General features: G+C 37.2%; 15 protein-coding genes. 4 read left to right on the top strand and 11 right to left on the bottom strand.

The features are described from left to right. The first annotated feature begins 30 nt into the window (after window positions 1-30). Entirely contained in the window at window positions 31-510 is a 480-nt protein-coding gene (locus QFZ31_RS30460; protein ID WP_307310531.1) for an Hsp20/alpha crystallin family protein, read from the top strand. Between the two features lie 83 nt (window positions 511-593). On the opposite strand, the gene QFZ31_RS30455 is transcribed toward QFZ31_RS30460, so the two are convergent. Beyond that, entirely contained in the window at window positions 594-1,154 is a 561-nt protein-coding gene (locus QFZ31_RS30455) for a YppG family protein (RefSeq protein ID WP_307310526.1), read from the bottom strand. A 185-nt stretch (window positions 1,155-1,339) separates the two neighbouring features. Between QFZ31_RS30455 and yppF the strand changes: the two genes are divergently transcribed. Continuing rightward, window positions 1,340-1,549, top strand: a complete 210-nt coding sequence (gene yppF, locus QFZ31_RS30450; protein WP_307310523.1) for a YppF family protein — start codon at window positions 1,340-1,342, stop codon at window positions 1,547-1,549. A 55-nt stretch (window positions 1,550-1,604) separates the two neighbouring features. Here yppF and QFZ31_RS30445 read toward each other — a convergent pair whose 3' ends face one another. From QFZ31_RS30445 to QFZ31_RS30435, 3 genes are all read right to left on the bottom strand, one after another. After that, complete coding sequence (locus QFZ31_RS30445; protein WP_307310521.1) at window positions 1,605-1,961, bottom strand: DUF1798 family protein; 357 nt, start codon at window positions 1,959-1,961, stop codon at window positions 1,605-1,607. Window positions 1,962-2,031: 70 nt separating this feature from the next. Beyond that, the gene (locus QFZ31_RS30440) at window positions 2,032-2,328 is read right to left on the bottom strand and encodes a hypothetical protein (RefSeq protein ID WP_373459889.1); all 297 of its coding nucleotides are present in this window, start codon (window positions 2,326-2,328) and stop codon (window positions 2,032-2,034) included. Window positions 2,329-2,664: 336 nt separating this feature from the next. Continuing rightward, window positions 2,665-3,639 (bottom strand): DUF2515 family protein, encoded by a 975-nt coding sequence (locus QFZ31_RS30435; protein WP_307310518.1) that lies wholly within the window; start codon window positions 3,637-3,639, stop codon window positions 2,665-2,667. A 182-nt stretch (window positions 3,640-3,821) separates the two neighbouring features. Here QFZ31_RS30435 and recU point away from each other — a divergent pair, with 182 nt between their 5' ends. Both recU and QFZ31_RS30425 read left to right on the top strand, forming a co-directional pair. After that, window positions 3,822-4,433: a Holliday junction resolvase RecU gene (gene recU, locus QFZ31_RS30430; protein WP_307310516.1), complete on the top strand. Its 612-nt coding sequence runs from the start codon at window positions 3,822-3,824 to the stop codon at window positions 4,431-4,433. A 43-nt stretch (window positions 4,434-4,476) separates the two neighbouring features. Beyond that, window positions 4,477-7,032, top strand: coding sequence for a penicillin-binding protein 1A (locus tag QFZ31_RS30425; RefSeq protein ID WP_307310513.1), 2,556 nt, complete (start codon window positions 4,477-4,479; stop codon window positions 7,030-7,032). A gap of 23 nt (window positions 7,033-7,055) precedes the next feature. Here QFZ31_RS30425 and QFZ31_RS30420 read toward each other — a convergent pair whose 3' ends face one another. From QFZ31_RS30420 to QFZ31_RS30390, 7 genes are all read right to left on the bottom strand, one after another. Further along, window positions 7,056-7,457 carry a YpoC family protein gene (locus QFZ31_RS30420; RefSeq protein ID WP_307310510.1) on the bottom strand — a complete coding sequence of 134 codons (402 nt, stop codon included), beginning with the start codon at window positions 7,455-7,457 and terminating at the stop codon, window positions 7,056-7,058. Next, the gene (nth, locus tag QFZ31_RS30415; protein WP_307310507.1) at window positions 7,450-8,112 is read right to left on the bottom strand and encodes an endonuclease III; all 663 of its coding nucleotides are present in this window, start codon (window positions 8,110-8,112) and stop codon (window positions 7,450-7,452) included. Before nth ends, QFZ31_RS30420 begins: the two co-directional genes overlap by 8 nt. An 81-nt stretch (window positions 8,113-8,193) precedes the next feature. Continuing rightward, the gene (locus tag QFZ31_RS30410; RefSeq protein ID WP_307310504.1) at window positions 8,194-8,898 is read right to left on the bottom strand and encodes a DnaD domain-containing protein; all 705 of its coding nucleotides are present in this window, start codon (window positions 8,896-8,898) and stop codon (window positions 8,194-8,196) included. Window positions 8,899-9,025: 127 nt separating this feature from the next. Further along, window positions 9,026-10,219: a pyridoxal phosphate-dependent aminotransferase gene (locus tag QFZ31_RS30405; RefSeq protein ID WP_307310502.1), complete on the bottom strand. Its 1,194-nt coding sequence runs from the start codon at window positions 10,217-10,219 to the stop codon at window positions 9,026-9,028. Between the two features lie 26 nt (window positions 10,220-10,245). Then, a complete protein-coding gene (locus QFZ31_RS30400; protein WP_307310500.1) occupies window positions 10,246-10,719 on the bottom strand; it encodes a DUF5590 domain-containing protein in 474 nt (157 codons plus the stop codon). A gap of 138 nt (window positions 10,720-10,857) precedes the next feature. Beyond that, window positions 10,858-11,028 carry a YpmA family protein gene (locus QFZ31_RS30395; RefSeq protein ID WP_307194670.1) on the bottom strand — a complete coding sequence of 57 codons (171 nt, stop codon included), beginning with the start codon at window positions 11,026-11,028 and terminating at the stop codon, window positions 10,858-10,860. Window positions 11,029-11,062: 34 nt separating this feature from the next. Continuing rightward, the gene (locus QFZ31_RS30390) at window positions 11,063-11,917 is read right to left on the bottom strand and encodes an ATP-dependent DNA helicase (protein WP_307310497.1); all 855 of its coding nucleotides are present in this window, start codon (window positions 11,915-11,917) and stop codon (window positions 11,063-11,065) included. Between the last annotated feature and the right edge of the window lie 13 nt (window positions 11,918-11,930).

Below are 11,930 nucleotides of genomic sequence, written 5' to 3'. Positions count from 1 at the left end.
GAGAAAATACGGAAAGTGAGGGAAAGTTAGATGTCTTCCATGCCTCCAAGTGACCAAAACAACCAAAAGAAGGTTAAACCTGAGCAATTTCGTGATTTTTTTAGAACGATGAATGACTTTATTCACGAAAAGCCCGTAAAGGGAGTTTTACAATCAATCGATGAATTTTTTAATAATCCGTTTCCAAGTGGAGCTTTTCCTGTAGAGGTTCGGGAAACAGAGGATGAATACATTATCACAGCTGAGCTTCCGGGGGTTAAAAAGGATCAAATACGTCTTAATGTCTTACCTAATCATGTAAGTATTTCCGTTGAAAATAAAGAAATGGAAACAAAGGAAGATTTAAACAAACATTTTTTCCAAAAAAGGGTTTCACAACAAAGACTTTCAAGGACTATTCCTATACCTATGACTATTAATGAAAAATTGGTTAAGGCCTCATATCGTGACGGATTACTAACCATCCGAATTCCACAAGTTAGAGGTAAAACGATTAATATTGAGGACTAAAGAGGTAAAATAAAAAAATCGATTCATAAATTTTTCGACAAATACCCAAAAAGAAAGACGGCCTTTGCCGTCTTTCTACTGTTTTATGCTTTAAATATTCCTCCAAGCCCTTTGACAAGGGACGATACTTGGGTTACCGCACTTACTACCTGCCCCGCTGTATTCACCATCTTATTAACGTCGACTGTCCCGTCCTGTGATTTAAAAGAGTTCATAATAGATTGAATTCCCCCAGGTTGCTTGATCATTGCATTCGGTTTTGGATACGGGTTCATCACACTGTATCCATTCATTTGCGGCATATACTGATTTGACAGCATTTCCTCCTTAGGCTGTAGAGGGTTTTGAAATAAAAATTGTGCATTTTTAGGAGGATAATGCCCCGTTGGATTGGACATTTGCGCAAGATTTCCACCAGGCTGATAGGTCGAATCATAAGGTTTATATGGCGATTGATAGTTCTGCTGAAAGTAAGGGTTCTGTTGTTGATATGGGTACCACTCCATGCTTTGTACTTGGTATTGATATGGCTGATTACGAGGAACGAATTGAAAATCAGCTGGATAATATCCCATGTTCCTGTAATTCATTTGCCCCGAGTATCCATGATTTATATAATTGTTTGATCTATTTCTACCGTGCATGGGCAAACATCTCCTCCGCATTTTCATTACTACACACTATGTAACAATGAAGTGAGGGGTGCATATTTCCAAATAGATTTCAATGTCAAAAAGCAGAGAAATTTGTCTAAAGTTTAAATATTTTAAAAACTAGGAATCCTTTTTTTTCGTGTTACTATAAAAAAAAGATGAAGGAGGAGTTACATATGGACATTCGCTCACTTAAAAGCAAATTTAATCAAAGTCGGGATTACAACACCGATGATGTAAACACATTAATGGATTTTGCTAAAAAGGCTTATATTCACAACGAGATAAACATCAAAGAATATCGCCTTCTTGTACGTGAGCTTGAAGCTCTGGGCGCTGTAATTCCTGACGATTATAAGGAAGACTCCCTCATCGAAAAATCATAATAAAGAAAAAAACAGTAAGACAAGCCTATTAGAGATGCAACCAAAGCATCTCTTTTTATTTTTCTAATTCTTTTACAATTTCTAACAAAAAAAATTCAACTGTCCGATTTGCGTTTAAAAATCTTGACCGACTTGTTTTCGGGAAAAATGCCTGTATGGATAATTGATCAATATGATCTAAAGTCGTATCGATTTGTTTAAGATGGAGATGTTTATGCGGATTAATTACTAACCAGCTTTTCATTAATATACCCCATTCTTGGGCTACTTTTTTAACCTCGTTGGCAAATGGCTTAATCACTTCATGAAAATCATGGCTGGTCCCTGTCTCCCGAGCTTCCTCGAAATAATTCATAAATAAACGGTTATAGTTTAGCAGCTTTTTGGTTAAATCCAGTATTTCTTTTGACATTTCCCTTATTCCTTTCTCCATTACACTACAAAATAAAAAGCAGCTTTTAATAAAGCTACTCAATTTTATCTTATTCATATTCTATCGGTAACCAAAAGCCCATTTCAAGTTTTAGTGCTTTTGTAACTGAATTGTTTTGTTCAGCATTTGTCTCATTTGTTGTTGAATTTATTTTATCTATTTTTTCTTCAAGCTTAGAGAGCCTTTGAACAGGTGCGGATAATTTATTTAGCTCTTCATTATTCATTTGAATGCGAAGGTCTGAGAAAGATGCTTCCAAAACTATCTCCAATTCTTCTAATTGATCATGTATCTCTGTCAGCATAGAAAGCAGCTTTTCCTTTTCCGGCAATGACGAATTCATCAAATTAAGAACCTCCTCGCGATTATATACTAGGTATTATTCGCTTTCTTTTTAGGGCTTCCTCCCCCACTGACAAAACTAGAAGAGATTCGGCAAAGAAAGTGCCAATTTAGCAATTATTACCTTCCATTTCGACACTGCCTCTTTTCGCATGAAAAAAGGAAAAATCGAACAAGCTAAAATTGGAGGTGTTGATAATGTCAAAAAAGAAACAAAACAAAAAATCCGGAGCAACACAAGTTGAAAATAAAGTTGGCTACGGCGATAAAAAACTCGAAGGACCAAATCGTCCTGCAGAATAAAATTAGAAGTAAACAAAGCAAGGCATTCGCCTTGCTTTTATATTTTCTTTACATGTGCCGCTCTATGTAACGCTAGCATTAAATCAAGCTGATTTGATTTTTCAAAGTACCAATCCGTTAAGTGAATGGGATGGCGATGTCTTGCAGGAAAATGAAGCCATGAAGGGGAAATCACCTTATGTTTGCTCCAATCCTCATAGTCATAATGATTGTGCTCAATGATCGGAAAGGTTGCTCTTAATATGGGTGTCCTTCGTTTTGTTTTGGTCTTAAAATATTGTTCGTAATCATAGCGAGACCCAGTATGCGGCGTTTTATCGGCAAATTCGAAAAATAACGGGAATAGACGTGGTTGGGTTAAAATTCTTGCAAGCCTCTTTCCGAGATTAATTCGTTTAGAGAGTGACTTAAAGCCATTTACACTTGCACCATATAATTCTCCGCCACATGTCGGAAATAGGACACAGCTGAAATGAAGCCAATCTTGAATATTAAAAATCCATGACTGGAAAACTCTCTTTTTATATACTGGATGCTGGATAACAGGATTATGAATAACATTTTGCTCATTGATTATCAATGCGGTTGTAAGTCTTTCCCGGTCTCCTTCTCTCCAATACCTCTCCCACTCTTTTTGGATGAATTCAGAACATTTAAAGTATGGAAGCAAATGAAACATTGGACGCTTTATTTTCGTCGAATAGTGATAGACCAGTAATTGAGGGTAGACGTCGTGAAAAATCAACCAATTGGCGCGTTCAAAGGTAAGAAATAATTCTTTTCTAGTTTTAGGATCTAACATTTCTTGAAAGACATGTCCCTCCAAATCACACATATTATATCCGCCATTTCTTGATACCATGCTGGCTAGAAATGACCAAATAATATCGGGATTTTTTTTGTAATAAGCGAAATACGTATCAGTCCTTGATATATTATCAAGATTCTTTTTAATCGTATCAGCTTTAATTTGACTGATGGTCTCAATCTCATGTATTGTAAGATGATTCATATTCACCTTCTACTTTCAAAAAGATAGGTTCTGAGAATGGATGATTTATGAAAAAAGAATCATGCTTTTTCCCCAGAGTCAAGGTACATTATTTTTATTAGCGTGTGTTTACCAGAAAATTTTATACACCCCATAACAACGGAGATTTGATATGATAAGTAATAGCTTGAGAGGTGCTTATCATGAATTTTAATTATCCAAACGGAAAAAGGTATATTCCAAAAGGAACCGAAACTGAGACCAAAGTTAAGAAACAAAATAATCATTCCTATAGTAATAGAGGCATGACTCTTGAAGATGATTTGAACGAAACAAATGAGTATTACCGAGAAAGAAATATTGCTGTTATTCATAAAAAACCTACACCTGTTCAAATTGTTCAAGTGGATTATCCTAAAAGAAGTGCTGCTGTCATTAAGGAAGCATATTTCAAACAAGCTTCGACCACTGACTATAACGGAGTATATAAAGGTAAATACATCGATTTTGAGGCAAAGGAAACGGCAAATCCAACCTCGTTTCCATTGAAAAATTTTCACCAGCATCAAATCGATCATATGCAGGAAGTGGTTTCGCAAGGTGGTATCTGTTTTGTTATTCTTCGATTTTCAAAGCAGGAACAAGTTTTTTTTATGCAGGCCAAACACTTGTTGTCCTTTTGGGATAGAATGAAAAATGGGGGAAGAAAGTCGATTACAAAGGAAGAAATCGAGCAAATAGGAATACTAATTCCTCTTGGATTTCAACCCAGAATTGACTATATTAAAATAATAGATAAACTTTTTCATTTTTAGATTTAGTGAAAATGGTTGATGTATGAAAGGAAGGAAATTTATCATGGCAGAATCGAGAGAGGAGCGCCGTAAAAAACTCCAACAGTCCAAAGGAAAACAAAAAGCGAAGAAAAAACCTAGCGGTATCGTTAAAAAGATTCTTCTAGTTCTTGTAGCACTTGGAATTATTGGTATTTTGGCTGGCGTTGGAACTTTTGCTTATTTAGTAAAGGATACTCCTAAACTTGATCCAAAATTATTAAAAGACCCCATCTCTTCTAAAGTTTTAGATAAAGATGGCGAGCTGATTGCAGAAGTTGGTTCGGTAAATCGTGAATACGTAAACTACAAGGATATACCAAAACTTGTTGAAGATGCCGTTTTAGCAGTGGAGGATGTTCGATTTTATAAACACCATGGTTTGGATCCAATCCGCTTGGCAGGTGCGGTTGTTGCCAATTTCCGTGAAGGATTTGGTTCTGAAGGCGCAAGTACCATTACACAGCAGGTTATTAAAAATTCATTTTTGACACCTGAAAAAACCATCAAACGTAAAGTCCAGGAAGTATGGATGGCCTATCAGCTAGAACAAAAATATACAAAGCACCAAATCTTTGAAATGTATGTGAACAAAGTCTTTGTATCTGAAAATAGCCATGGTCTTGCGACGGCTGCAAAGATTTATTATGGAAAACCATTAAGTGAGCTTACCCTTCCAGAAGCTGCACAGCTGGCTGGAATGCCGCAAAGCCCAAATAATTACAATCCATTTGATCACCCTGATTTAGCAGAAAAGAGACGTAATATTGTTTTAATGTTAATGGAACAGCATGGATATATCACTAAAGAGCAATTAGAAGAAGCAAAAAGTGTGCCTGTAACAGCCTCATTAGTAAAAGAAGAGGAAAGAGTAAGAGATGAGAAGCCGTTTGATTCATTTGTTGATGCGGTTATAGATGAAGTAGAGGAGCAAGGTGACTTTGATATCTTCTCAGATGGGTTAACCATTCATACTACCCTTGATCAAAATGCACAATTGCAAGTAAATACCATACTTAATACTGATGAAGTCATCAACTATCCTGATGCAGAATTTCAAGCAGGGATAGCTCTCATTGACACAAAAACAGGTGAAATCCGTGCAATTGGCGGCGGACGTAACCAAGAAGTTAGCCGTGGGTTTAACTACGCGATTGACACGCAGCGGCAGCCCGGTTCGACCATTAAACCAGTTCTCGATTACGCCCCTGCTATAGAATACCTTAATTGGGGTACCTATCAGACAATTGAGGATAAACCGATTAAATATACAACTGGTCAAGAATTTGGCAACTGGGATAACAAATATATGGGAGCCATATCAATGCGTACTGCCCTGCAGTATTCCAGAAATACTCCTGCAGTTCAAGCTCTTCAGCAGGTTGGTTTAGAAAAGGCTAAAGAATTTGCTATTAACCTAGGTATTCCATTAAAAGAAATTTATGAATCCTATGCCATCGGCGGCTTTGGAGACAAAACAGTAGGAGTATCTCCTCTCCAAATGGCCGGAGCCTATAGTGCTTTTGGAAATAACGGAATGTATACAAAACCTTATGCAGTCAAAAAAATTGTCCTTCGAGATGGTACAGTTCTTGACACTGCACCAGAATCAAAAGTTGTCATGAAGGATTCCACTGCTTTCATGATTACAGATATGTTAAAGAGCGTTCTTGTTTCTCCAGGTACTGGTACAGCAGCAAAGGTTCCAGGGCTTCCAATTGCAGGGAAAACAGGTACCACTAACTATTCAGAAGCTGATATGAAAAAATGGAATATTACTAGCAGCAAGGTTGTTCCTGATGCATGGTTTGCAGGGTATACAACCAACTACACTGCGGCTGTTTGGACGGGTTATTCCAGTATTAAAACACCTATTCAACCAGGAGCGGACCAAAAAATCGCACAATTAATCTTTAAGAATCTCATGGAATATGTATCTAAAGATATCAAGACACCTGACTTCTCTGTTCCTGATAGCGTGCAAAAGGTTAGAATTGAAAAAGGTTCTAAACCACCTGCATTAGCAAGCGAATTTACTCCGGATAGTGAGGTCATTACAGAGTATGCCGTGAAAGGACATGCACCAAAAACGGTCTCAGAGAAATTCAACAAGATTGCTGCACCTAGCAATCCAAAAGCAGTCTATGATGCAGAAAAAAATAATGTGATCCTAACATGGGATTACAACAAACAAGATAATGCTAATGTTCAATTTGAAATTACAGTTTCTGATGGCATTGAACCAAACACATCAACTGTTACAGAAAGAGGGGTTACACTTCAGAATCCAACACCGGGCACAACGTATAGCATTACAATCACAGCTATTATAGACGGTAAGAGAAGTGACCCAGCAACAACCTCTGTCCAAATACCTTTGCCTCAACAGGAAGAAACGGATGATGGTAACGGTACCGGCAATGGTAATGGTAATGGTAACGGTAACGGTAATGGTGACGGTAATGGTGACGGTAATGGCGAAGGAGACGGTACCGGTGGTGATGAACCTGTAACCACAGAGCCGGGAAATGGGAATGGCAACGGCAACGGTAACGGTAATGGTAATGGTAACGGAGGATAAAACTCCGCTAAACAAAAAAGCGTCTAGCCCTTTTGGCTTAGACGCTTTTTTACGATATTTTTTTTAGCAAATAGTTTTTCTTGCTCCGTAAACAACTCGGAGAGCTGGCGGTAAGAATGAAATAAGTTGGGCCTAGAAAGTATATATGTTAATCTTTCTTCGAAATTAACCGGTTTTATCTCAAATTGATTTAAAGGGATAGGTTCCTTTGAATTAACTTGTCTATCATTTGACCAATATAAAAATTGAATAAAATAGATAATCCCTTTCTTCATTAATTGAAGTGTGGCTTGTTGATCTCGATTACCATAAAGAGTTTCAAGGTCAGATTTCACTCCGTCCCATTTCGATAATAAGAAAGAAATATTCACTTCCGAAGCTTCTAATTCCAGTTCCTCTAGATAAGGGATGATTAGTTTATCCATTCACTATATCCCTCGCTTTCATTCTCTTTTTACCTTCCCTGCAAAGCTCTAATAATGGACAGCTAGGACATTGTGGGTTTTGTGCTTTGCAATGATACCTTCCGAAGAAAATTAATCTATGATGAGTAACAGACCACTCGTCCTTGGGTACTTTTTTCATTAATGTCTTTTCAACTTCTAATACGGAATCCTTCCAGCGGCATATTCCAAGACGCTTACTTACCCTCTCGACATGTGTATCCACCGCGATAGCAGGAATATTAAATGCTACCGATACAACAACATTTGCCGTTTTTCTGCCAACACCAGGAAGTTTTGTTAATTCATCACGATCACGCGGTACTTCACCATCGTATTCATCCAAAAGTAATCGGCACAAACTTTGGATATTTTTTGCTTTGTTTCTGTAGAGTCCGATAGAGCGTATATCATTTTGCAGTTCCTCTATTGGTACACTTAAATAATCTTCAGGAGTTTTGTACTTTTTAAATAATTCCTTGGTCACCTTATTGACAAGGACATCCGTACATTGAGCAGACAATGCCACAGCAATGACCAGCTCAAATGGATTTGAATGTACTAGTTCACAATGTGCTTCAGGGAACATTTCGTCCATTTTATCTAGACAAAAACGTATTTGTGTATTGTTTAACAAAGAAAGTCACCTGCCATGAGTAATAATATTTTTGTAATAAATGGAAACAAACGAGAGGAATTTTCCTCTCGTTCTGAATGCTTATTGCTCGAGCCAATTGTAAAATGGCACGGAAGTAGTTGTAGAGGCTTGAGTATCTTGAGCAGGTCTATTTGGTGTTTGCTTTTGGCGAAACTTTCGTCCATGATTTTTAGCCTGTTCAATCGTTTTTATCCCATTCTTTTTCCATTCAAAAAGAATCCTGTCAATATACCGGAAATTTAACTTTCCTGACATGACCGATTCTCTAAGTGCTGCCTTTATGATAATGGGATCATGGTGGTCATCATCCATCCACATAGCTAACGATTCACATTCAAACGGGGATAGAGGACGGCCAAATTCCTTCTCAAAACACGTGTAAAGATCGCTTTCGTCTGCTTTCTTGGTAACTTCTTCTGACTGTTTATTTTTCATTAAAAATTGTTCAACAAGTCGTTCCCATAAAGGTTGAACGGAGTATTTTTCAAACCTGATTCCATCTTGAGAGTATTCATCTATGATTTCAATAAACCCTTTTTGGATTAATCTTCGCAGAATATCGTTGCATTCCGAAACGGTAATCGTCATACGTGAGGAAAGCTCTTCTGGGGTAGGGAAGTCATTTCCCTTTTCTAAAAAGGTAATAATATTTAATAAAAGAACAAGTTCATATTCATTAAGATTCATATTTCGGTACTCAGAAAGTAATACAGCGGGAACTGTTATATTACCTTCCTGAAGCCATGATAATATATTTGTTTTCATCTATAAGACACCTCTTGATTAGTATAACATGAACAACCTCTCTCTAGTAAGAGGATTGGAATAACCAGATTTTATAATAAAAGTAAAAAGCCTGCAGAAGCAGACTTTTTCAGGTCATCCAATATTTTTAATCTTGACGTTTTGATTCAACAAATTCCTTCATTCTTGCTACAGCTTTCTCTAGTAAATCTAGAGAGGTTGCATAGGACAGACGGATATTGTCTGGAGTACCGAACCCAGAGCCTGGAATCACCGCTACCTTAGCCTCTACTAATAACGCTTCAACAAATGCATCAACATCCGGATATCCTGTTATTTCAGCTGCTTCCTTAACATTTGGATATAAGTAAAAAGCTCCTTGAGGCTTTACACAGGTGAAACCGGGAATTGAAACTAATTGATTATAAATCACTTCTAACCGATGTTCAAATGCCTGCCGCATTTCCTCTACTGGCTCCTGAGGACCATTATAGGCTGCAATAGAGGCATACTGTGCAGTTGTCGTAGGATTAGAGGTACTATGACTCGCAAGATTGGTCATCGCCTCGATAATCTCCCTATTGCCTGCAGCATAGCCAATACGCCATCCTGTCATAGAGTGTGATTTCGAAACTCCATTAATTACAATGGTCTGTTCCTTTAATTCTGGAGATAGCTGCGCAACCGATACATGTTTATTTTCACCATATATAAGCTTTTCATAAATCTCATCCGAAACGATTAATATATTTTTTTCGAGGCATAATTTACCTAATTCCTGCAGTTCCTCCGCTGTATAAATAACACCTGTCGGATTACTTGGCGAGTTGATAATAACTGCTCTCGTTCTTTCCGAAATGACCGAACCTAACTGTTCAGGTGTAATCTTAAAACTTTGTGACTCTAATCCATCAACGTATACAGGAACGCCGCCCGCTAATTTAACTTGTTCAGGGTAACTTACCCAATAAGGCGTCGGGATAATAACCTCATCACCTTCATTTAAGAGCACTTGAAAAAGCGTATATAACACATGTTTCGCACCGTTTCCTACGATGATTTCATTTAGTTTATAGGAAAGACCTTGGTCTCGTTCAAATTTTTCAATAATGGCTTTCTTTAATGCTGGTAAGCCTGCTGAAGGAGTGTACTTTGTATGCCCTTCATTCATAGACCTTGTTGCAGCATCTAAAATATGCTGTGGAGTGTTATAATCGGGCTCACCAGCACCTAAACCAATCACATCCACCCCTTGATCCTTTAGTTCTTTTGCCTTTGCTGTAATTGCTAATGTGGTTGACGGTGTTAGTGATAGTACCCTATTTGCTAATTTAACTGCCATTTCCTTCTCCTCCTGCTCCAATGAAGCTATAAATTTTCGATTTTTTTTAGCCATTCACCTGTTTTAAAATCAACATAATAATAATTTATTAAATTATTTTCAGAACGGTAATATATTTCCCATAATGGGATATTATTTTCCATCCCTAATTTAACTGAGATAATCTTTTTTGGCCTTTTCTCTTCCAAAAGTCTCTGTACAGCATCTTCTTTTGAGATTCCATTTTTCCGTTTATCCCAAATTACCTTCTTGCTCTTCTGAGGAATCCATACGATGATATTTTCACCTTTTTTATTTTTCCCTTCGAGAACACTTACGGTTTCTGTTCCGTGGTAGATATGGAAATCCTCCACCTCACTAATCTCGACCTTTTCTTTAGCCAATGAAACAGCTTTTTCTTGTGCTGTATTTAGAGGCTCCTGGGCACTTGCATATACTTTAACAAAAACCCCTACACATATGGCAATAAATAAAACTAGAAATAAAATTATTTTCTTCATTTTTCTCCACTTCTTCCAGCTACGGCTCCTAACTTTTCGGTCGTTTCAAACCGTCCCTACAAATCCAAAGTGCAGGATTTGCAGTGCCTGGCTTGTAAGCGTCCGTCAAAGTTGGACAGTCGCCTCCGCTTTACATCTTTATGTACGATAAATCGTAAAAATGGCTTTACTTTGATCTTTTTTGTCGAGTGCCAAGCCGAACATTAGGTCCTGTTGTTTTAATGTTCGGTTAAGGGCATCAACAATTTTGTATAAGTCCGGACTATGCTGAAGCTTTACAGTCGAGAGGACTTCTATTTTTGAATCCATAGTATTCCTCCTTTATCTCTCTAAAGCAATAATATCAGCTATAGTCTTCCTTTTCTACAGGAAAGGTGAATACTTCATAGTTATTTTCAGTAAATTTTATTGTTATCGTCCCATGCTTTTTGGTAAAAAAGACTTCTGACCATGTATCCTGCAAATCATAGATAATATCAGGGTCAGGCTGATGTTGCTCTGACTCAAACAAAATCGATATTTGCGGATTCACATATTGAATCAATTTCTCCGATAGCGAATCTTCTATAGCCCAGTTAGGTACTTTAAAAATTGTAACGTCATCTAAAGTTTTCTTTAATAAATTTTCTTCTACATAATCACTAGAGGAAGTCATTAAAAAAATCCGATGTTTAAAAAACTTAAGCGTAAAATCAATTCCTTCATTCTCACCATTTCCGGCAAATAGAACCTCGGCGGATAAATCGGGGAATAAGTCTTGAGTTGTGCCCTCATTCCATGATATAACTTCTACTTCGGGAAAGGACTCCTTCTTATTTTTTAATTCGTTTGTTATCTCAGGTGTTGAAATCAATTTCTTTACGTTATATTTGGATATGATTTGAGTAAGTTGGTCAACAAACAGATTTTGACGATTTGTAATGATTAGTGTTGAAACTTCTTTGACACCGTATGTTTTCAGTATTTCACTTAAGTCCTCACCAGTTTCTTCTCCACCCATATTAACCAAGATATTTTCTCCATTTGAGCCTTGAATAAGGGTAGCCTCACCATCACCTAAACCTAAAAAAGTAACAGCAATCTCATGGTCGTTCAAATTTAAGTCGATACTTTCGACATTACCATATTCAAAAGAAGAGGCACTTCCAATCGAAGTGAACTGAAAAAAGATTGCTGCCATAAGTAATAACCATTTCATACACATACCTCCC

Origin of the sequence: Neobacillus niacini (assembly GCF_030817595.1) — a bacterium.
Taxonomy (GTDB): Bacteria; Bacillota; Bacilli; order Bacillales; family Cytobacillaceae; genus Neobacillus; species Neobacillus niacini_G.
The sequence above is the reverse complement of the archived record's forward strand: the minus strand, read 5'-3'. Positions and strand labels throughout refer to the sequence as shown.